The 22,165-nt window shown below is 62.6% G+C and carries 17 protein-coding genes; 14 read left to right on the forward strand and 3 right to left on the reverse strand.

The genetic code is table 11. From position 1 onward, the window contains the following. Positions 1-141: 141 nt before the first annotated feature. Positions 142-765 (reverse strand): TetR/AcrR family transcriptional regulator, encoded by a 624-nt coding sequence (locus RRF64_RS04100; RefSeq protein ID WP_323844550.1) that lies wholly within the window; start codon positions 763-765, stop codon positions 142-144. 189 nt (positions 766-954) lie between these two features. On the opposite strand from RRF64_RS04100, the gene RRF64_RS04105 reads away from it, so the two are divergent. The 7 genes from RRF64_RS04105 to RRF64_RS04135 all read left to right on the forward strand — a co-directional run bounded on the left by RRF64_RS04105 (position 955) and on the right by RRF64_RS04135 (position 9,357). Then, a complete protein-coding gene (locus RRF64_RS04105) occupies positions 955-1,848 on the forward strand; it encodes an SDR family oxidoreductase (protein ID WP_323844551.1) in 894 nt (297 codons plus the stop codon). Continuing rightward, entirely contained in the window at positions 1,848-3,461 is a 1,614-nt protein-coding gene (locus RRF64_RS04110; RefSeq protein ID WP_323844552.1) for an acyl-CoA carboxylase subunit beta, read from the forward strand. The genes RRF64_RS04105 and RRF64_RS04110 overlap by 1 nt, the downstream gene beginning before the upstream one ends. Positions 3,462-3,720: 259 nt before the next feature. Further along, positions 3,721-4,887: an acyl-CoA dehydrogenase family protein gene (locus RRF64_RS04115; protein WP_323844553.1), complete on the forward strand. Its 1,167-nt coding sequence runs from the start codon at positions 3,721-3,723 to the stop codon at positions 4,885-4,887. A 17-nt stretch (positions 4,888-4,904) separates the two neighbouring features. After that, a complete protein-coding gene (locus RRF64_RS04120; RefSeq protein ID WP_323844554.1) occupies positions 4,905-5,696 on the forward strand; it encodes an enoyl-CoA hydratase/isomerase family protein in 792 nt (263 codons plus the stop codon). Further along, the gene (locus RRF64_RS04125; protein ID WP_323844555.1) at positions 5,696-7,699 is read left to right on the forward strand and encodes an acetyl/propionyl/methylcrotonyl-CoA carboxylase subunit alpha; all 2,004 of its coding nucleotides are present in this window, start codon (positions 5,696-5,698) and stop codon (positions 7,697-7,699) included. Before RRF64_RS04120 ends, RRF64_RS04125 begins: the two co-directional genes overlap by 1 nt. A gap of 19 nt (positions 7,700-7,718) precedes the next feature. After that, complete coding sequence (locus tag RRF64_RS04130) at positions 7,719-8,900, forward strand: acyl-CoA dehydrogenase family protein (RefSeq protein ID WP_422732607.1); 1,182 nt, start codon at positions 7,719-7,721, stop codon at positions 8,898-8,900. A gap of 79 nt (positions 8,901-8,979) precedes the next feature. Beyond that, positions 8,980-9,357 carry a SirB2 family protein gene (locus RRF64_RS04135; RefSeq protein WP_323844556.1) on the forward strand — a complete coding sequence of 126 codons (378 nt, stop codon included), beginning with the start codon at positions 8,980-8,982 and terminating at the stop codon, positions 9,355-9,357. A 30-nt stretch (positions 9,358-9,387) separates the two neighbouring features. Here RRF64_RS04135 and RRF64_RS04140 read toward each other — a convergent pair whose 3' ends face one another. Both RRF64_RS04140 and RRF64_RS04145 read right to left on the reverse strand, forming a co-directional pair. Beyond that, complete coding sequence (locus RRF64_RS04140; protein WP_323844557.1) at positions 9,388-10,866, reverse strand: alanine/glycine:cation symporter family protein; 1,479 nt, start codon at positions 10,864-10,866, stop codon at positions 9,388-9,390. 147 nt (positions 10,867-11,013) lie between these two features. Further along, on the reverse strand, positions 11,014-11,868 hold the full coding sequence (locus RRF64_RS04145) for a beta-keto acid cleavage family enzyme (RefSeq protein ID WP_323844558.1): 855 nt from the start codon (positions 11,866-11,868) through the stop codon (positions 11,014-11,016). Positions 11,869-12,076: 208 nt separating this feature from the next. On the opposite strand from RRF64_RS04145, the gene RRF64_RS04150 reads away from it, so the two are divergent. The 7 genes from RRF64_RS04150 (at position 12,077) to RRF64_RS04180 (ending at position 22,133) form a co-directional block, all read left to right on the forward strand. Further along, positions 12,077-14,029, forward strand: a complete 1,953-nt coding sequence (locus RRF64_RS04150; protein WP_323844559.1) for a S9 family peptidase — start codon at positions 12,077-12,079, stop codon at positions 14,027-14,029. Between the two features lie 4 nt (positions 14,030-14,033). Further along, the gene (gene greB / locus RRF64_RS04155) at positions 14,034-14,543 is read left to right on the forward strand and encodes a transcription elongation factor GreB (protein WP_323844560.1); all 510 of its coding nucleotides are present in this window, start codon (positions 14,034-14,036) and stop codon (positions 14,541-14,543) included. Between the two features lie 162 nt (positions 14,544-14,705). Continuing rightward, on the forward strand, positions 14,706-16,052 hold the full coding sequence (locus RRF64_RS04160) for a patatin-like phospholipase family protein (protein WP_323844561.1): 1,347 nt from the start codon (positions 14,706-14,708) through the stop codon (positions 16,050-16,052). A gap of 209 nt (positions 16,053-16,261) precedes the next feature. Further along, positions 16,262-17,515, forward strand: coding sequence for an MgtC/SapB family protein (locus RRF64_RS04165; RefSeq protein WP_323844562.1), 1,254 nt, complete (start codon positions 16,262-16,264; stop codon positions 17,513-17,515). A 229-nt stretch (positions 17,516-17,744) separates the two neighbouring features. Further along, positions 17,745-18,695 carry an MBL fold metallo-hydrolase gene (locus RRF64_RS04170; protein WP_323844563.1) on the forward strand — a complete coding sequence of 317 codons (951 nt, stop codon included), beginning with the start codon at positions 17,745-17,747 and terminating at the stop codon, positions 18,693-18,695. 132 nt (positions 18,696-18,827) lie between these two features. Beyond that, positions 18,828-19,643 (forward strand): SDR family NAD(P)-dependent oxidoreductase, encoded by an 816-nt coding sequence (locus RRF64_RS04175; RefSeq protein WP_323844564.1) that lies wholly within the window; start codon positions 18,828-18,830, stop codon positions 19,641-19,643. Positions 19,644-19,967: 324 nt separating this feature from the next. Beyond that, a complete protein-coding gene (locus RRF64_RS04180; RefSeq protein ID WP_323844565.1) occupies positions 19,968-22,133 on the forward strand; it encodes a M3 family metallopeptidase in 2,166 nt (721 codons plus the stop codon). Positions 22,134-22,165 lie beyond the last annotated feature (32 nt).

Genomic DNA, 22,165 nt, shown 5'->3' on the forward strand with positions numbered 1-22,165 from the left:
CAGAGACTAAAAGATTCGCTTCAAATACAGTGAGTACTGGTTCTCACCCAAATCCTTATAGACCGGGATTTCACTGGAAAAGCGGCAAGGCGCACAATTCCCGGGGACCTCTGGCACTTCTAATTGGCCACAGGCGACAGGCTAAGCCGGGGCGAAAATCGACAACACCCGGTCCGCCAGCTCGGCCAGTGACAATCCCCTGCCTCTCGGTTTGAACCAGCTGTGCGTATGGCTGAGCGCTCCCAGTAGCAGTCGGCGCACCAGAGCGGCATCGCCCCCCGGGCAATGGGTGTCGGCGATGGTCTCGAGCCAGATCTGCTCGTACTCGTCCCGCTGGCGCAGCACCTTCTTCTGACTGTCCGCCGACAGGCTGCGCCATTCCGCCACCAGTATCGAAAAGCCCGGCACCGCCAGTCCGTGGATCGCCTCCAGCTCGCACAGGATACAGGCCCGCAGCTTCTCGCGCGGCGACGCCGCCAGGGCCACCGCGCCGGCCATACGCGCGCGGGCATAAATGGTGACCTCCTGCATCACAGTACAGAGTATGTCCTCCTTGCTGGCGAAGTGGTGGAAGATACTGCCGGAAAGTATGCCGACCTCGGCCGCGATATCCCTGACCGTAGTGCGGGCGAAGCCCTTCTGCTCGAACAGCCGCGCGGCGGCATGCAACAGGCGCCCGCGAGGGGAATCGGGATCCGTCAGGCTTCCCTCGGCCACCAGCGCGGCAATCTGCTGGCGCGGCGACACTTCGCCCGACTTCTTCACTAATGCTTGCGCCTTTTTCTGCACGAGTCCCCCTGTACCCACCGCCCTGAAATTCACTATTGAATACCAAGCGCTTGCTTGGTAGCGTTAGGGCATTCTGAGTGTTCACCCCCCGGGGTGCAAGCGTGAACAAGACAACATGCGGACCAATGCCCCCGCGCGGGGCGAGCCCCAAAAAGGAAACCCCTCATGCGCTATCAGAGCCAGCTGCGCCCCGGCAGCTTCAGCGGGCAGACCCATCTGGTCACCGGTGGCGGCAGCGGTATCGGCCGCTGCATCGCCCACGAACTGGCGAGCCTCGGTGCCCATGTGGTGCTGATTGGCCGCAGTGCCGAAAAACTGGCGCTGGTGGCGGAGGAAATTCGCTCCGACGGCGGTGACTGCAGCCTGCACAGCCTCGATATCCGCGACGAAGACGCCGTGCGCGACACCGTCGCCGCTATAGTGCAAGCGCGGCAATGTATCCACGGGCTGGTAAACAATGCCGGCGGCCAGTTCCCGGCACCGCTGGAGCAGATCAAGAGCAAGGGCTTCGAGGCCGTCGTGCGCAGCAACCTGCTCGGCGGCTTCCTGATGGCCCGCGAAGTGTTCCTGCAGTCGATGAAGACGCACGGCGGCAGCATCGTCAATATTACCGCGGACAATGTCGGCGGCATGCCGATGATGGGGCACTCGGGCGCGGCCCGCGCCGGAATGGAAAACCTCACGGAAACCGCGGCGCTCGAATGGGCCGCTCACGGTGTCAGGGTCAATGCCGTAGCACCCGGCTATATCCTCTCCAGCGGTTTTGACACCTATGACCCGGAGTTTCTGCGGGAGCTCCTGCCCGGCTTTCGCGACAGTATTCCGCTCTACCGCCTCGGCGAGGAGGCGGAGATCAGCGGCGCCGTCTGCTTTCTCCTGTCCGACGCGGCGAGCTACATCACCGGCCAGACGCTCCGTATCGACGGCGGCTCGAGCCTGAAACACCACTCGCCGCTGTGGCGCCCGGCACCGGCGTGCGGCGGCAATCGTTTTAATGGTTTCCACCGCAGCCGCAGGCCCCAGGTCGTCGAGGAACTGGAAGCCGAGGGCAAGCTCTGATGCAGCCGATCGAATCGCGACTCGACAGTCGCTCGGCCGAGTTCAACGACAATCGCGCCGCCATGCTGGAAAGCATCGCCCGCTTTCGCGCGGCGGAACAGCGCCCGATTCAGGCGGAGCGGGACAAAGCCGAGCGCGATAGAGAGCGCGGCTGGCTGTTGCCGCGGGAGCGCCTCAACCGCCTGCTGGATCCGGGCGCGCCCTTTGTCGAGCTGTGCGCACTGGCCGGCTACAAGCTCTATGATGACCGCGACGGCAGTGGCGCGGGCGGCGGCGCCATCTGCGGCATCGGACAGATCAGCGGCCGGCGCTGCCTGGTGCGGGTCGACAACTATGCCGTCAAGGGTGGCACCATTTCTCCGGCGGGCATGGACAAGGCGCTGCGCATGCAACAGATTGCCCTGGAGAATCGCCTGCCGATCGTCACCCTGGCGCAGAGCGGCGGCGCCAACCTGATGTACGCCACCGAAACCTTTGCGCCCGGTGGGCGCGGCTTCGCCAACCAGGCGCGCCTCTCCGCCGCGGGCATTCCCCAGGTCACCGTCGTCCACGGCGGCGCCACGGCCGGCGGCGCCTACCAGCCGGGGCTGTCCGACTATGTGGTGATGGTGCGCGGCCAGACCGGCATGTACCTGGCCGGGCCGCCGCTGTTAAAGGCGGCCACCGGCGAAGTGGCGGTCGAGGAGGATCTCGGCGGTGCGGAAATGCACTGCCAGCAGTCCGGCAGCGGTGACTACCTGGCGGAAGATGACGCCGACGGCATCCGCATAGCGCGGGAGATCGTCGCCAGCTTGTGGGAGCCTGGTTCGCCTGCCGGGCAGGCTCCCACAGGCTGGACGGAACCGCGCTACCCGATCGAGGAGCTGCTCGGCCTGATACCGGCGGATAGCAAGAAACCCTACGACGTGCGCGAAATCCTTGCGCGCATCGCCGACGCCTCTGCCCTGCTGGAGTTCAAGCCGGAATTCGATCGCCAGACGTTCTGCGGCCATATCCGCATCGAGGGCCAGCCGGTCGGCGTGATCGGCAACAACGGACCCATCACACCCAAGGGCGCCAACAAGGCAGCACAGTTTATCCAGCTGTGTGAGCAGAGCGGCACACCGCTGCTCTTTCTGCACAATACCACCGGCTTTATGGTGGGCACCGAGGTCGAACAGAACGGCATCATCAAGCACGGCTCGAAGATGATCCAGGCTGTCGCCAATGCCTCGGTGCCCAAGATCAGCATCGTCGTCGGCGGCTCCTACGGTGCGGGCAACTACGCCATGTGCGGCCGCGGCTTCGACCCGCGCTTCATCTTCGCCTGGCCCAACTCGCGCACCGCGGTGATGGGCGCCGCCCAGGCCGGCAAGGTGCTGCGTATCGTCAGCGAGCAGAAGATGCAGCGCGCTGGCAAGGTGGACGAGAGTGCCCTGAATAAACTGGAAGCGGATACCGCCGCGTTTATGGCGGCCAATTCCGATGCCCTCGCCTGCAGCGCGCGTCTCTGGGACGACGGCATTATCGATCCGCGGGACACCCGCAAGCTGCTGGGGATGCTGCTGGAAATCTGCCGTGAATCGGAGCGGTTTAATCTGCGCAAAAGCACCTTCGGTGTGGCGAGGTTTTAGAAAAGTACTTTGTAGGGGCGGTGGGGCGGCCATCCGCCCATGGCCGCGATCAGGGCCCGGCAGTGCGATGAGCTTCGAGCGGCCCTGCTGCCGGTGGCCCTCCGGGAAAAAACCTCATCGGTAAATATTTCCCGAAGGGCCACCGGCAGCAGGACCTCACCCTGTGCCAGTTTGTGATTCATCGCAGATTGCGGAAATCTATCGCGGCCAAGGGCCGCTCCTACAGAAGAAGACGAATCAAACTTACGGGACAAAAATAATGATACTGACCGACGAACACCGGGAACTGCAGCGCACGGTACGCAATTTCGTGCAGCAGGAAATCAATCCCAATGTGACGGCGTGGGAAAGGGCCGGCGCCTTCCCGATCCGCGAAATTTTCCAGCAACTCGGCCAGCTGGGTCTGCTCGGCATCAGCAAGTCCCCGACCTACGGCGGCCTCGGTCTCGATTTCAGTTACGAAACGGTCTTTCTCGAGGAGCTCGGCGGCGCCCACTGCGGCGGTGTACCACTGTCCATCGCCGTGCAGACATCCATGTGCACCCCGGCGCTGGCGAACTTCGCCAGCGATGCGCTGCGCGAACAGTTCCTGACGCCGGCCATTCGCGGCGAGATGGTCGGCGCCATCGCCGTGTCCGAACCCGGCGCCGGCTCGGATGTCGCAGGCATCAAGACCACTGCGGTGGCCGACGGTGGCGACTATATCGTCAACGGCAGCAAGATGTGGATCACCAACGCACCCTGTGCGGATTTTTTCTGCACCCTGGTCAATACCGGTGACGGTGCTGCGCACCGGAACAAGTCGCTGCTGATCATTCCGGCCAAGACGCCCGGCGTGCGCGTCGGCCAGAAACTGGAAAAGCTCGGCATGCGCTCCTCGGAAACGGCGCCGGTGTTCTTCGACAATGTGCGGGTGCCGCAGAGCAACCGCATCGGCGACGAGGGTGCGGGTTTCCTGCTGCAGATGCTGCAGTTCCAGGAGGAGCGGCTCGCCGGTGCCGCACTGACCATCAAGGGCCTGGAGAACTGTGTCAGCAGCACCATCGACTATGTGCGCGAACGCCACGCCTTCGACGCGCCGCTGCTGCAGAACCAGACGGTGCACTTCGCCCTGGCCGAAATGCAGACCGAAGTCGAGTGCCTGCGCGCACTGACCTGGCAGGCAGTGGAGGCCTACGTGGGCGGCGAGGATGTCACCACACTCGCGTCCATGGCCAAGCTCAAGGCCGGCCGCCTGTCCCGCAGTATTCCCGACCAGTGCCTGCAGTTCTGGGGCGGTATGGGCTATATCGAGGAGACGGCAATCAACCGCGCCTACCGCGACTGTCGCCTGACCGCCATCGGCGGCGGCGCCGATGAGGTGATGCTCGGCATTATCTGCAAGCTGATGGGCATACTGCCGGGCAAACGCAAACCTGAGGCGTGAACCGCATGCAGACAATTGTGAGCGAAACTAATGGCATCGCCCAGATCGTCACGCTAAACAGGCCGCAGCAGCGCAATGCGATCAGCCTGCAGATAGTGGAGGAGCTGCTACAGCAACTGCAGCGAGCCGAAGAGGACAAAAGCGTGCGCGCGCTGGTCCTGCGCGGCGCGGGCGGCAACTTCTGTGCCGGAGGCGATATCGGCGACATGCTGGCGGCCCAGCAGCGCGCCAGCGACGGCGACGCGGAGGCTTTTTACCGGCTCAACCGCCGTTTCGGCGAATTGCTGGAGAAATTCAACCGCTCGCGCCTGGTGATCATTGCGCTGCTGGAGGGCGCGGTAATGGGCGGCGGCGTCGGTCTCGCCTGCATCGCAGACATTGCCATTGCCGATAGCGCGGCGAAGTTCTCACTGCCCGAAACCCGGCTCGGCCTGCCGCCCGCGCAGATAGCGCCGTTTGTGGTATCCCGTCTCGGGCTCTCCCAGTCCCGGCGCCTCGCGCTGAGCGGAGCAACCATCGATGCGCCGCAGGCGCAGCGCGTCGGTCTCTGCCACCTGCTGGCCGACGGGTCCGCAGCGCTGGAACAGGAGCTGCAAGCGCAGCTGCAGGCGATCCGCGCCTGCGCGCCCGCGGCACTGGCCGCGACCAAGCAACTGCTGCTCGCCAGTGCACAGGTCGCGGATGATGAGCAGCTGAGCCGCTTACTCGACCGCGGCGCCGAAGCTTTTTCCAATGCGATCCAGGGCCACGAGGGGCGCGAAGGTGCCCGCGCCTTCCTGGAAAAACGAGCCGCGGAGTGGCAATACTGATGTCAATCTCCCCCACCCTGTTAATTGCCAACCGGGGCGAGATCGCACGGCGCATCATCCGCACTGCCCGCGCCGAGGGCTACAGCACCGTGGCGGTCTACAGCGATGCGGACCGCGACGCACTGCACACGCGGGACGCCGACCGCGCCCTTGCCATCGGCGGCCAGACTCCCGCCGAATCCTATCTGGATATTGACAAGATCATTGCCGCCGCCCAAAAAGCCGGTGCCGCCGCGGTTCACCCCGGCTACGGCTTTCTGGCGGAAAACGCCGGGTTCGCCCGCGCCTGCGCCGAGGCCGGCTTGGTATTCATCGGCCCGTCCGCCGAAGTCATCGAGCTGATGGGCAACAAGCGCAGGGCCAAGGACTTTGTCGCGAACGCCGGAGTTCCCTGTATTCCCGGCTTCTCGCACTCGGATCCGGGGGGCAGCCAGGGCGACGACACGCTGATGGCCGAGGCGCAAAGAATCGGTTTTCCCCTGATGATCAAGGCCGCCGCCGGCGGCGGCGGCCGCGGCATGCGCCTGGTGCAAGATGCGGGCAGCTTCGCCGCGCAGCTGCGCTCTGCGCGCAGTGAGGCGCTCGGCGCCTTCGGCAGCGACGAAATTATCCTGGAAAAGGCGCTGCTGGACGCGCGCCATATCGAGATACAGGTATTCGCAGACAGCCACGGCAATGTCATTCATCTCGGCGAGCGCGACTGCTCCATCCAGCGGCGGCACCAGAAGATCGTCGAGGAGTCGCCCTCCCCGGCCGTCGATGCGCAACTGCGCGAGAGGATGGGCGCGGCGGCTGTGGCCGCGGCGCGCGCCTGCGGCTACCTGGGTGCGGGCACGGTGGAATTTTTACTTGACCGCAGCGGCGACTTCTATTTTCTCGAGATGAACACCCGCCTGCAGGTGGAGCACCCGGTCACCGAGATGGTCACCGGATTCGATCTGGTGGCCTGGCAGCTGGCGGTCGCGCGCGGCGAGCCGCTGCCGGTCACCCAGCAGGCGGTGACGCAGCGCGGCCATGCCATCGAGGTGCGGCTCTACGCGGAGGATCCGGAAAATCAGTTCCTGCCGCAGACCGGCCCCGTTCACCACTGGCGCGAACCGGCCGGGGAAGGTATCCGCATCGACCACGCGCTGCTGCAGGGCAGCGAAGTGTCGCCCTTCTACGACCCGATGCTCGGGAAGCTGATCGCCTGGGGGCGGGACCGCGAGGAGGCGCGGCGCAGGCTGCACCGCGCCCTCGGCGAGCTGCAGCTGATCGGCCCCAAGAACAATATCCACTTCCTGCGCCAGCTGCTCCAACAGCCGGGCTTTGTCGCCGGCGAAGCCACTACCGCGTTCCTGGAAGATGCCAACTGGTATCCGGCGCAGCCAGCGCCGGACACCTGGACGCAGGCGATCGCCGCCGCACTGAACCACGAGCGCCATCTGCGCGCAGCGGACAGACGCAGCGGGCGCGCGAACTGGCGCAGCGGCGACCACAGCCTGCCGCTGCATTACCAGCTGCAATGTGATGCACAGGAATTGCACTGCCGGCTCGCCTGTCGCGGCGGGCACAGCTATCGCGTAATGGTGGAAGGCCGGGATTTTGACATCGAAGTGCGGCAATTCGCCGACCGCTGCGCTCGGCTGACCGTCGACGGTGTCGAGCTTGAGCAGCGCTTTGTGCGGGTCGATAACGCGCTATTTCTGCTGCGCGACGGCCGCCAGTGGCAGTTTGTCGATACTACGCAGGCTCCGGCGCGCACCGCGCTGGCACAGGGCAGCGGTCACATCACCGCGCCGATGGACGGCTGCATCGTGGAAATTCATGTACAGGCCAACCAGGCCGTCCGCTGCGGCGACACCATCGCCGTTATGGAGGCTATGAAGATGGAGCACCCGCTGAAAGCCGATCGCGATGGCACTGTCATTAAGCTGGCCGCGTCTGCCGGTGATCAGGTGCGTGGCGGTCAATTGCTGGTGCAGATCGAGCCAGTGGAAATCGCCACCGGCGCGACTTCCTAGAGGAACTTGCTAGAGGAACTTGCCAGAGGATCTTGCCGTGTTCGATATCGATGCGACCCGCCCAGCCAGCCCTTTCTACAATGACAGCCATCACCAGTGGCGTGCGCAGCTGCGGCGCTTCGTCGACCGGGAGATCATGCCGTTCGTCACCGAATGGGATGAGGACTGCACCCTGCCGGCGGAGCTCTGGCGCAAGGCGGCGGATGTCGGGCTGCTGCAGATGGGCTATCCGGACAATTATGGGGGTATCGAAGCGGATCCCTTTCACACCATTGTCGCCGCCGAGGAACTGGCGCGCTGCGGTGCCGGCGGACTCTATGCGAGCCTGATGGTGCACAGCATCGCCCTGCCGCCACTGGTGCACTATGGCAGCGATGCGCTCAAAGACCTGGTCGTCGCCGCGGTACTGAGCGGCGAGAAACATATTTCGCTGGCGGTGACCGAGCCCGGCGCCGGCTCCGATGTCGCCAGTCTCCGCTGCCGCGCGGTGCGCGACGGTGACAGTTACCTTGTCAGCGGGGAGAAGACCTTTATTACCGGCGGCATGCGCGCCGACTGGTTTACCACCGCGGTCCGGACCGGCGGCGACGGCTTCGGCGGCATTTCGCTGCTGCTGATTCCCGCCGATGCCGACGGGGTAAGCCGGCACCCCCTGGACAGGAAGCAGGGCTGGTGGTGTTCGGATACCGCGACGATCTTCTTCGACCGGGTGCGGGTGCCGGCAAGCCACCTGATCGGCGCGGAGAATCAGGGCTTCCTGCCGATCGTACACAACTTCAACCGGGAACGCCTGGGCATCGCCGCCTCCTGTGTGGAGTACAGCCGAGTCTGCCTGCACGAAGCGATCGAGTGGGCCCAGCAGCGGGAAACATTCGGCAGGCGCCTCGCCGATCACCAGGTGATCCGCCACAAGTTCGCGCAGATGCTGCAGCGTATCAACGCCACTCATTCCTACCTGGAGCTGTGCGCCTGGGCCGAGCAGGAGGGGCGACTCAAGGTCACCGACGTGGCACTGCTCAAGGTGCAGGCCACCGAAACACTGGAGTTCTGTGCGCGGGAGGCGATGCAGGTGATCGGCGGTGCCAGTTATATCCGCGGCGGGCGCACGGAGCGGATTTACCGCGAGGTGCGGGTCAATGCCATCGGCGGCGGTTCCGAGGAAATTCTGCGGGACCTGGCGTCCAGACAGATGGGCATCTAAGAGCGGGGGCGATACAAATGTTCGGTTCCCACACTAATCGCCATCGGCGCCTCCGAATACCAGCGCATCACTATCTGTAATGTCGATCTATTCGCTCATCAAATTCGTACACGTTACCTGCGCTGTTCTGAGCGTGTCACTGTTTGTGCTGCGTGTCGGTCTGGACTTTAGCGGCAGACCGCGCTGGCGGCGATCCGCGCTGCGCTGGCTACCGCATGCCAATGACACCCTGCTGCTGGGCGCCGCCGTCGCGCTTGCGGTGATGGGCGGCTGGAATCCGTTCGTTTACCACTGGCTCGGAGCAAAGATCCTGTTGCTGTGCGGCTACATTGCCGCGGGTATGGTCGCACTGCGGCAGCACCTCGGCCGGCGCACGCGGCTGACCGGTGCCGCATTCGCACTCGTTCAGGTGGCCTTGATTTTCTATCTCGCGATCCGCAAACCGGCGCTTCTCTGAGCGGATAATTAGCGTTCAGAGCATCCAGCCTCAGCGGGCATCGGCATCCCAGACGTCGTGTTCTATGCCCTTGATAGCCAACCTGCGCGCATCGAACACCGGTTCGGCGATACCCTCGGCCCGCTGCGCCTCGTAGTCACCCAATACTTTAAAGGCCACGCCCGACAGCAGCAGAATGGCCAGCAGGTTAGCCGTGGCCATGAAGCCCATGGACATATCGGCCATATTCCACAGCAGGGCAAAGTTAGCCGAACTGCCGCTGTAGGCGACCCAGGCGCCAAACAGAATGAACAGGATATACAGCAGCCGGTAGCAGAAGATCGACAGGCGCGAGTGCCACAGGTAGAAGATATTCGTTTCCGCGTAGTAGTAATTGGCGATGATCGATGTGAACGCAAAGAACAGCAGCGCGATTGCAATAAAGCCGCCGCCCCAGGCACCCACCTCGCTGGCCAGGGCATCCTGGGTCAGTGTCACCCCTTCGATATTGCCGACCATATGGACGTCGGCCAGCAGGATTATCGCCGCTGTTGCGGTACAGATCAGAATGGTGTCGAGAAAAACCGAGGCCATCTGCACATAGCCCTGCACTACCGGGTGCTTCACATCCGCAGCTGCGCCGACGTTTGGTGAAGAACCCATACCCGCCTCATTGGAGAACAGACCGCGCTTGATGCCATTGGCCACCACAGCGCCGAAGGCCCCGGCTCCCGCCTCTTCATAGCCGAACGCGTTACCGATGATTTCTGCAAAAACTCTCGGCAAGTCCCCCAGGTTCATCAGCACTACCGCAAATGCGACGCCGAGATAGGCGAGCGCCATAAAGGGCACCACGATACCGGCGAAGCGGCCAATGGAGTGGATACCGCCGAACACGATGATTGCCGCCAGCAGCGCGACCACACAGCCCACCAGCAGTGGATTGACACCCCAGGCGCCATGAATGGCCGCGGCCATCGCGTTGGACTGCACCGCGTTAAAGAAGAAGCCGAAGCAGATGATCAGAAATATGGAAAACAGTACCGCCAGCCATTTCCACTGCTTGCCCAGTCCCTTTTCGATGTAATAGGCGGGGCCGCCGCGGTAGGTACCGTGCTCCTCGCCCCGCTCCTTGAACGTCTGGGCCAGGGTGTTCTCTACGAAGCTGGTGGTCATTCCCACCCAGGCCACCATCCACATCCAGAAAACCGCACCCGGCCCGCCCGCGGTGATCGCGACCGCTACGCCGGCGATATTGCCAGTGCCGACACGGGCGGCCGCACTGGTCGCAAAGGCCTGGAAGGAAGAAACGGAATCGTAGTGTTCCTTGCGGAAGCTGCGCTTCATCACCGTCAGCATATGGCCGAAATGGCGGAACTGGATAAAGCGGCTGTGCCAGGTGAAATAGAGCCCGGCCGGCAGCAGTCCGGCGATCAGTATCCCCATCCACCAGAGTCCGGCGATACCGCCCCAGGTGATCGAATTGCCCCAGCCGACCAGGCTGGCGAGGATATCCAGAAAGCCCTGCATCGCGCGCTCCCGCCTAGGACTGTGCCGCGCGCAGCACGACTGGCGCGGAAAGAGACTTCTGTATAAGCCTAGTCGAGAACCGGGAAAGCGAATAAAAGCGCTGTGTCTCGGCGGTCGGCAATACCGGACCGCCGCATACCAGGGAGATTAAAGGAAGATTTCCCGGGCGCGCTGCGGTGACACCACCTTGCGCCCGCACGATTCGGCGACGCGGACCAGCGCCTCGATCAACTGGCCGTTGCCACTGGCCCGTTCACCGCCGGGCAGGTAGAAGGTGTCTTCCACGCCGGAGCGCAGGTGGCCGCCCAGTTCGGCCGTCTTGCGGTGCACCGGCCAGATCTCCCCGCGGCCGATCACAGTGCTCTGCCACAGGGCACCGGGCTTCATGTACTTTGGCAGCAGCTGCAACAGCTCGACATCCGCCGGCATGCCGGAGGCCACGCCCATCACCAGGTTGTAATTGGGCTTGTCGACCATGCCCACGTCGCTGAACATGCCCACGGAGCGCACTATGCCGACGTCGAAGCACTCGAACTCGGGCCGGGTACCGGTTTCGCGGCAGACCGCCAGCAGCTCCTCCACCTTGTCCACCGGGTTCTCAAACACCATCGGCGGCCAGGCCCAGGTGCCATCGGTGCGCGCCTTGAGGTAATTGAGGCTGCCGGCGTTGCAGGCGGCAATCTCCGGGCGGCCGGCGCGAATGCACTCCAGTGCGCCCTGCTGGTCGCGGCCGATGGTGCCGGTGGTGAAGTTCAGGATGACATCCGGGCAGGCCGCGCGAATGGCGTCGGCAATCGCGAGCGCCACCTGCGGATCCCAGCTCGGCAGGTGTCCCCTGCCCGGCTCCTGCGCACGGAAATGCACATGCATTACCGAGGCGCCGGCATCGTAGGCCTCCCGCGCCGACTGCGCCATCTGTTGCGGGCTGACCGGCACCGGGTGTTGCTCCGGGTTGGTCAGCACCCCGGTCAGGGCACAGGTGATCACCACTTCATCCGACATCGCTGCCTCTCCTGCATTATTTTTATCTGTGTCACGCACGCCGCGCGCCGGAGCGCCGCCCGGCGCACGCCATGCCCCATGCACACCACCACCAAGCGCTTGCTTGGTTTGGCAGCCTAGCACAGGCCGCGGGCCGGAAAAAGGCAACTTGTATCACCCTGCCCCGCCCGGCAGAATGCGCCGCGTAGCAGAAAAAGGAAGTGTCCCCATGAGCGAGTCCCCGGCCGTCAGGACGGCCCCCTACGGTAGCTGGAAGTCGGCTATCGGCGCGGAACTGCTGGTGCAGGGTAGCGTGCGCCTCAGCGAAGCCAGCCTGGTGGACGGCCGCTATTACTGGCTGGAGTCGCGCCCGGCGGAAAAGGGCCGCTCGGCCCTGGTGCAGTACTGTCCCGAGCGCGGCCGCCGCGACCTGGTGCCGGCGCCGCTCAGCGTCCGCTCCAAGGCGCACGAATACGGCGGCGCCAGCTACCTGGTGAGCGGCGATACGGTCTACTTCGTGCTCGCCGAGGACCAGCGCATCTACCGCATGGATCTGGACAATCAATTGCCGGAGCCCGTCACCGTGGCGGGCAATTTCCGCTACGCCGACCTGTGTCTCGACCGTGCACGCAATGCGCTTATTTGCGTGCAGGAGGATCATACGCCCTGCGCGGGCGGTGGCGAGGCCCGGGCGCGCATTATCGCCATCGATCTGGATCAGTCGCTTAAAAGTGATCCGCGGGTGCTGGCCGAGGGCGCCGACTTCTACTCGAACCCGACCCTGAACCCGGACGGCACCCGCTTGAGCTTTCTGCGCTGGTACCACCCGAACATGCCCTGGGACGGCACCGAACTGTGTATCGCGGAGCTTGACGCGAGCGGCGCCGTTATCAACACCGAGCGAGTCGCCGGCGGCGACAACGAATCCCTGTTCCAGCCCCAGTGGTCGCCGGAGGGCGAACTCTTCTACGTCTCCGACCGCAACAACTGGTGGAACCTCTACCGCCTGGGCAGCAATCAGACGTTGTGGGAAAAACAGGCCGAGTTCGCTACACCGCAGTGGGTGTTTGGCATGTCCACCTACGGTTTCCTCAACTCCGACGAAATACTCTGTACCTATACCGAGGAAGGCCGCTGGCATCTGGCGATACTGGACATACACAGCGGCGAGCACCGAATACTGGAGCAGCCCTACAGCGATATCGAGAGCCTGCATTGCGAAAGCCACCGCGCAGTCATGATCGCCGCTGGAGCGGATACCTTTCCCGCTGTCGTTGGCTACGACAATCACAGCGGCAAGTTCAACACCATCGCCAGCAGCAACAGTAACCCGCTGCCGGAGGCGGTATTCTCCCTGGCCCAGGAAATAGAGTTCCCCGCCGGCGAGCGCAGTGTGTACGGCTTCTACTATCCGCCGTACAACCCCGCATACGTCGCACCCGCAGGGGAGAAGCCGCCGCTGATAGTGTTCAGCCACGGCGGGCCCACTGGCGCCACCTCTGCCGGCCTCAATCTCAAGGTGCAGTACTGGACCAGTCGCGGCTTTGCGATTCTCGACGTCAACTATTCCGGCAGCACCGGCTACGGCCGCGACTATCGCGAGCGCTTGAAAGACAGCTGGGGAATTACCGACGTGGAAGATGTCTGCGCCGGCGCCGAATACCTGGTGGCCAAGGGGCTCGCCGATCCGGAGCGGCTGCTGATCAAAGGCGGCAGTGCCGGCGGCTATACGGTGCTGGCCGCCCTGACCTTCCACGAGACTTTCAGGGGCGGCGCCAGCCATTACGGCATCGGCGACCTGACCACGCTGGCGCGGGACACCCACAAGTTCGAGTCCCGCTACCTGGACAAGCTGGTGGGGCCATGGCCGCAAGCGGAACACATCTACCGCGCGCGCTCGCCGATCAATCATGTCGAGCGGCTGAACTGCCCGGTGATCTTCTTCCAGGGCCTCGAGGACAAGGTGGTGCCGCCGAACCAGGCCCAGACCATGGTCGACGCGATAAAACGCCAGGGCATCCCGGTAGCCTATATCACCTTTGAAAACGAGGGCCACGGCTTCCGCAGTGGCGACAGCATTGTGATGGCGCTGGAGGGCGAGCTGGAGTTCTACAGCCGTATCTTCGGCTTCCCGCTGCCGGAACCCGGTCCGGGCATCACTATCGAAAACCTGGATCACTGACGCCATGGGCAGATGGAGACCACCGCGTCCGCGCGGTTCCCGCTATATCACGCCGGAGGGTGCGCGGCGTATGCGTGCGGAAGTAAAACAACTCTGGGAAGTGGAGCGCCCGCGGGTGACACAGGCCGTGAGCGACGCGGCCAAACTGGGCGACCGCTCGGAAAATGCCGACTATATCTACGGCAAGAAGCGCCTGCGCGAAATCGACAGCCGCGTGCGCTTTCTCACCAAGCGCCTGGAAGAGATCACCGTTGTGGACCGCATCCCGGACGACCGGGAGAAGGTGTTCTTTGGTGCCTGGGTCACGCTCGAAGACGACGACGGCAATACCCTGACCTATCGCATCGTCGGCCCCGATGAATTCGATGTTAAGGCCGGCCTGATTTCCATGGACTCCCCGGTGGCCCGCGCCCTGCTCGGCCGCCGCCTGGACGACGAAGTGGACCTCCGGAGTGGCGATCAATGGTTGACCTATTACGTGGTGGATATCCGCTATCAGGAACAATCTGGATAATGCCCGCGCTTCCATGAGCGCGCACGCTCGGACACGTCCGCCAGCAAAACGCCCCTGAAACTGGGCTTTGCACATTGGCCAGGTGTTACAAGAAAATAGCTTCTATTTCGTTCCGATATATAACCCGATTCTAATAAATGCCAATCGGCAAAGGAGCTCACCGTGGGAAGTTCAAGCTGGGTTGTAAACGCCATCACCAAGGCGGATGCGCAATGGGAAGCTGCCAGGCCCAATATCATCGGCAATAGCTACAGCGACGTCAGCGACGAGGCGGGCCACCAGTATGTAGACCTGGTCATGGAGGGCGGCGGCATGCTCGGTATTGCCCTGGTGGGCTATACCTACATGCTGGAAAAGGCGGGCATCCGCTTCCGCAAGATCGCAGGAACCTCTGCCGGCGCCATCAATGCGCTGTTCCTGGCCGCGGCCGGAACCCCGGATGAAGTGAAGAGCGAGAAATTATTGGCCATCATGGCCAGCGCCGATTTCGCCAGCTTCGAGGACGGCGAGGACTATTGCAGGAAAACCGTCAAACGCCTGCTCAAAAGCCAAAGCGCCTTCGACAATGTGCTGCTGCACCCGGTAGACTCCTACCGCACAATCAGACATCTGCTCAGGCGCAAGGGCCTGAACCCCGGCAACAGTTTCAAACAGTGGTTGCAGGACCAGCTGAAGCAGCTGGGCATCGAGCACACCGCGCAACTGAACACCCGCATCAACCAGTTCCCGCCGCTGCAATACCGCGGCGTGAGGGACACCCGGGTCGGCAGGGGCGAGGTCGCGCTGGTAGCCGCCGATATCACCACCGAAACCCGGGCCGTGTTCCCCGGCAAGGCCGCGCTTTACTTTACGAACCCCGACGCCGTCAACCCGGCCGAGTTTGTGCGGGCGTCCATGTCGGTACCCGGCTTCTTCGAGCCCCATACCGTGAGGGACATCCCGCAGCTCGGCGCCGACACCGCGGTGTCAGAAAACTGGCGCAGGATAAAGGGGATCAAGGATCCGCAGACCTTTTTCAAGAGGGGCTTCCCCAAGGACATCCAGTTTGTCGACGGCGGCATGGTATCCAACTTCCCCTTCGACATATTCCACGCCCAAACCGGTATTCCCAAGCTGCCGACTTTCGGCGTCAAGCTGGAAGTGGATCTCTACCAGCCCAAGACCAACAGGATTGGCCGCTTCACCATGGGCCTGATCAACACCTGCCGCCATATGCTCGACAACCACTTTCGCGCCAGCCTCAACGCCGAGTACCACGCACTGGTGAAGGAGATCGCGATTCCCCCGCTGGACAACGGCGACCAGCCGCACTGGCTGGATTTCTCCATGCCCGAGGCCCACTGCGAGCACCTGTTCCTGTGCGGCGCCAGGGCCGCCGTCGATTTCCTGCGCACCGACCCAGGCAATCCAAGCCAGGGATTCAACTGGCGGGAATACTTGAAGCTGCGCCAGCCCACAATCGTCGAATCAGAAGCAGTCAACCCGGAGCTCGCGACACAGGAGAGCTAGGTGCGGCTGCAACAAACCTGGGTAGCTGCTGAGCATTTCGCGCCACAGCGGCGCGAAAAATGCAGCCTCCGGCCCCTGGGCGCCGACTGTTCCCATCAACGCATTCACTAGAATTAGGGAACCACCGATCGCAGGGGCTGCCAGTCGAGAATCCGATGCAAGATGCGCCGAGGGCCAGTGACGCGGAAGGAATCCCCGACACGCTCCGAGTGTTTATAGACTCGGAGAGTGTTGTCGCCTTCGCCATCGCCCTCGGACTGGGCCTGCTGATCGGCCTGCAGAGGGAGCGCACTGCGGACCGCCTCGGCGGCATCCGCACCTACCCGCTGATCGCGATCTTCGGCGTGCTCTCCGCCCTGCTCAGCCAGCTGCAGGATAGTTTGTGGCTGGTGCCGACAGGCCTGCTGTGTATGACGGTGTTGATTGTGCTCGGCAATCTGGAGCGCATGCGCGGCGAGCAGGAAAGCAGTGGCATCACCACCGAGATGTCGGCGCTGCTGATGTACCTGCTCGGCGCCTTCCTGGTACTGGGCGAAAAGACCGTGGCCGTCGCCATAGGCGGCACCGTGGCGATACTGCTGCACCTGAAGCCGGGCATGCACAAGTTTGCCCGGCGCCTGCCGGAAGAGGATCTCCGCGCAATCATGCGGTTTGCGCTCATCTCCCTGATCATACTGCCGGTGCTGCCGAACCGGACCTTCGGCCCCTACGATGTGCTCAATCCGTTCAAGATATGGCTGTTAGTGGTACTGATCGTCGGTATCGGCCTCGGCGGTTACGGCGCCTACAAACTGATTGGGGCGCGCGCCGGCACCGTGCTCAGCGGGGTGATCGGCGGGCTGATTTCTTCTACCGCCACCACCGTCAGCTATGCGCGCCGCGCCCGACTCGAGAAGGGCGTCGCCGGTATTGCGGCACTGGTGATACTGATTGCCTCCACCAGCATGTTTATCCGCATGTTCGTGGAAATCGCGGTGGTGGCGCCGCGCATGTTGCCGCAGCTGCTTCCGCCCCTGATTGCGCTGCTGGCGGTAAGCTCCGTTACCTGTGCCATCGGTTACCGTTTCTTCGAACACCGGCAGAACGAGATGCCGGAACAGATCAACCCGGCCGAGCTGATGCCGGCCCTGGTGTTTGCCGGGCTCTATGCGGTGATCCTGGTGGCGATCGCGGCTGCGCGTGAATATTTCGGCAACCGCGGCATCTATGTGGTCGCGCTGATCTCCGGCTTTACGGACGTGGATGCGATCACGCTGTCCACCGCCAACCTCGCGGGCAATGGCGTGCTCGCCCCCGCGACGGCGTGGCGCGCGATGGTAATCGCCACCCTCGCCAATATGTTGTTCAAGGCGGGCGTGGCCGGTATTCTCGGCGGCCGCGCGCTGCTCCGCTATCTGGCAATCCTGTTTGCCGTCCCTCTCACAGCCGGGATTGCGGTGCTCGCGCTCTGGCCGGGCGGATAGCGTCAGAGAAAGAGTCATTCCCGCTCTAGCGATATCCTGAAGCGTCGCGGAGCCCGCGCAGACAAGCGATAAAAATAGAATAATTTTGACCAAGCCTCATGTGCCTTTCGAAGCCATTTAAAATCAAAGACAAAATTAAAACCAAAGTGAGCCGGCACCGATATACTCCGCAAACGCATTGCGCTATAAATAGCGCCCCTGAATGACAAACGGATTTGTAAATCGGTCGATGAAAAAAATCAGAATCTACTTTGCGCTCGCAGTGTTACTACTGCCGGCAACTTTCGTCCAGGCCGATGGCCTGCAAAAACTGCGGGAAAAAAACTGGAATCACGGCTCGGAAAACTGCGACCTCAATCGGGACCCGCCCATCGAGATCTACCAGCACGACGCCGACACATTTATCCTGCGCCAGAACCGCTGCCTCAATTACGAAGCGCCATTTATCTATGCCCTGTTCGGCGAGAAGATACTGTTCCTGCAGGACACCGGTGCCACTGCCGACGCCGAGCAGTTTCCGCTCTATGAGACAGTGCGGTCGCTGATTGAGCGGCGCAAGGCCGCCGGTCACGCAGAGCCGCAGGAATTGCTGGTGACACACTCCCACGGCCACAGGGACCACAAGGCCGCGGACGGCCAGTTCCTCGACAAACCCGGCGTGACCCTGGTGGCGGCGGAGCCGGACGCAATTCGCGAACACTTCGCACTCGGTGACTGGCCCAACGGCTCCGCCAGACTCGACCTGGGCGGGCGCGAACTGACCATCATTCCCACGCCTGGCCACCATGCGCAGAGCATCTCAGTCTACGATTCGCACACCAACTGGCTGCTGACAGGCGACACCTTTTATCCCGGCCGGCTGTATATCGACGACTGGGAAGCCTACCGGGCCAGTATTCAGCGGCTGGTGAATTTTTGTGAGGGCAACGAAGTATCCGCGCTGCTGGGCAGCCATATCGAAATGTCCAGTACACCGGGCCGCGACTACCCCAGGGGCAGCAGCTTCCAGCCGGATGAAGCCCCGCTGCCACTCGCGGTCGCCGACCTGCAGCTGCTGCACACCGAGCTGCAGGCGATGGGCGCCGAGCCGCAGCACAAGGTGTTGGACAAATTTATCATCCGCCCGAAGACCAGATTCGAACAGTTCCTCGGCTGGACGCTGAAGAAGCTGGGGTTCTGAGCCCGGGAATCCACCAACCATGCCAGCGCTGCCGCGGCAGCGCGCCCCGTCCTTGATTTCGGCCCGGCAAAATACGGATACTGGCACCCTGCCCCCTGGGCCCCTATCGAAATCGCAAACGGGACAATAATAATGAAAGCCTGGTCTCACGCCCTGATCACCGGCGCCGGCAGCGGCCTCGGACTCGGGATTGCCATTCGCCTGCTGCGCCGCGGCAGCAAAGTCAGTGTGCTCGACCTGCAGGTCAGCGAGGAGAGCTCGGCGCAGCTCGACCGCGCAGCCCGCGAGGGCGCGGGCGAGTGGCAGTTCCTGCGCATCGATATCACCGACGCCGCGCGCGTGCGCGACGCGGTCGCGGAAGCGGTGCGCGCGTTCGGACCGCCGGCACTGGCCCTGAACTCCGCCGGTATCATCATCAACAGGGCCGTCGCGGATCTGACGGCGGCGGAGTTCCGGCAGGTGGTCAATGTAAACCTGAATGGCAGTTTCCACTTTGCCGCCGCCGCCCTGCCCCATATGCAGCGGAGCGCGCGCCTCGCGCTGATCGCCTCGATGGCCGGTCTGACCAGCAACTACGGCTACGCCGCCTACGGTGCCTCCAAGTTCGGCGTCGTCGGTCTCGCCACCACCTTGCGTATCGAATATGAGCCGCTGGGCATAGGCATCAGCTGCATCTGCCCCGGAGAAGTGCGCACGCCGATGGTGAACGGCGAGAACGCCAGCGGCAACCCCATTTCGCTGGAGCTGAAAAGGCTCGCCGGCTCCCTGGATGTCGATACGGCCTGCGATAAGATTCTGGCGGGGCTGGATGCCGGCCGCTGGCAGATCATCCCCGGCGCGCGCAGCAAACTGACCGCCTTTCTCAACCGCCACTTTCCCAATGTGTTTTACCGCTTCTGCCGCGGATTGCTGAGAAAGGCGGTAATGAAGTTACATGCCAGCACCTGATAATTTTCACATTCCGCAGATGGGTGACTGATAGCTTGACCCCAGTCAACCGTTACAAACCCCTCGGTCACAGCTCCACTTTCGCAGGCGCTTGAATCCACGGCGCAGTGCGATAGTATGCTGAGCGAACTATTGGCTTCCATCTTTGCAGGCATTTGTAAAGATAGGTAAAGCACTGCAGTGACAGCGAGACCCTGCCACGGCGACTCCCACCGATTGGGAATCGACCCGTACATGGTTGCCGCCACGGCATCATGAGATGGATGCCTCAGAAGCTTCTCTGCCCCTTCAGTGCGAAATAAACGCGAACCCTTCGGAGAACTTATGCGTAAATCCCTGATCGCGACCGCTATTAGCGCCAGTCTGGCATTGAGCGCTTGCTCAGACGACAAATCGACCAATAACCAGGCCACAACTGACACCGCTCCGGCAGCCAGCACCCAGGGCCAGGCCGCCATGAACAAGTCGGCGACAAACCCGCTCCTCAAGCCCAGCCCGCTGCAATACGAGGCGCCGCAGTTCGACCTGGTGAAGATCGAAGATTTTCGCCCGGCCTTTGAAGCGGGCCTCAAGGCGCACGTCGAAGAGATCGCTGCGATCACCAAGAACCCTGAGCCGCCGACTTTCGACAACACCATTGTTGCAATGGAAAAGACCGGTGCGCTGCTTTCTCGCGTTGCGCGTGTATTCTTTAACCTCGCGAGCCTGAACTCCAACGAAGAAATTCAGGCGATTCAGGGCGAGGTGGCACCCAAGATGTCCGAGCACAACGACAATATTTATTTGAACCCCGAGCTGTTTGCCCGTGTTAACAGCATCTACAAGCACAAATCCAAGTTGAATGCGGAAGACCAGCGTCTGATAGATTTCTACTACGACCAGTTTGTCCGCGCCGGCGCCAGGCTGTCGGAACAGGACAAAGCGCAGGTGCGCACAATCAATACCGAGCTGGCCAAGCTTTCTACCGAGTTCAACAACAACATCCTCGACTCGTTCAAGAACGATGTGGTCCTGGTGAAGGATAAGAAGGAACTCGACGGTTTGTCCGAGGAACAGATCGCCTCGCTAGCGGCGGCAGCCAAGGGAGCCGGTAAAGAGGGCTACATGATTTCCCTCGTCAATACCACCCGCAATCCGATCCTGGGCAGCCTGAAAAACCGCGAGCTGCGGCAGAAGATCTGGGAAACCTCGGCCAATCGCGCCGCTGACACCAACGGCCCGCTTCTCGTTCGCATGGCGGAGCTCAGGGCCGACAAGGCCAAGCTGCTCGGTTACTCGGATTGGGCGTCTTATGTGACCGCCGACCAGATGGCCAAGACGCCGCAAGCGGTATACAAGATCCTCGACGATCTCGCGCCCAAAGCGGTCGCCAAAGCCAAGGTAGAGGCCGCTGACATCCAGGCCATGATCGAGCATGAGGGCGGCGACTTCACCTTGCAGCCGTGGGACTGGGCCTACTATGCGGAAAAGGTACGGGCAGACAAGTACGACCTGGACGAGAGCGAAGTCAAACCCTACTTCGAGTTCAATCGTGTGCTGAACGACGGCCTGTTCTTCGCCATGCAGCGCCTGTATGGCATCACCGTCAAGCCGCGCGACGACCTGCCTGTATGGCACGCGGACGTCCATGCCTACGAAATCTTCAATGCGGATGGCAGCTCAGTAGGACTGTTCTACCTGGATCCCTATGCGCGCGAAGGCAAGAATGGCGGGGCCTGGATGGACGAATACGTCTCCCAGAGCCACCTGCTGGGCAGTAAGCCGGTGGTGTACAACGCGCTGAACATCCCCAAGCCGGCCGAGGGACAGCCGACGCTGATGACCTTCGATGAAGTAAGCACCATGTTCCACGAGTTCGGCCACGCGGTACACGGCCTCTTCTCGCAGGTGAAATACCCGAGCCTGGCCGGTACTGCCACGGCCCGCGACTTCGTGGAATTCCCATCACAGTTCCATGAGGACTGGAATATCGATCCGGCGGTAATCGCCAATTACGCCAAGCACTACCAGACCGGCGAGTCCATTCCGCAGGCACTGCTGGACAAAATATTGAAGGCGCACAAATTCAACCAGGGGTTCGATACCACGGAATATCTGGCATCCGCACTGCTGGACATGGAATGGCACAGCATCCCGGCCGGCACCAGGATCGAAGATTTCAATGCGTTTGAGAAGCAGGCCCTGGCCAAGCACGGCATCGACTTCGCACCGGTTCCACCGCGCTACAAGTCTGCCTATTTCAGCCACATTTTCGCCGGCGGTTACTCCTCCGGTTACTACGCCTATCTGTGGACGGAAGTGTTTGCCGCGGATGCCTTTGCCTACCTGAAGGAGCAAGGCGGCCTGAATCGCGAGAACGGCGACGAATATCGCAAGCATATCCTGTCCATAGGCAACAGCCAGGATCTGATGCAGGCTTACGTCCAGTTCCGCGACGGGGAGCCGAGCGTCGATGCACTGCTGGCCCGGCGCGGGTTACTGACCAAGTAGGGAATCTCGGAATAAGTCCAATTCGTCACTCC

Source organism: Microbulbifer magnicolonia (assembly GCF_035117725.1).
In the GTDB taxonomy this organism is placed as follows: Bacteria; Pseudomonadota; Gammaproteobacteria; order Pseudomonadales; family Cellvibrionaceae; genus Microbulbifer; species Microbulbifer magnicolonia.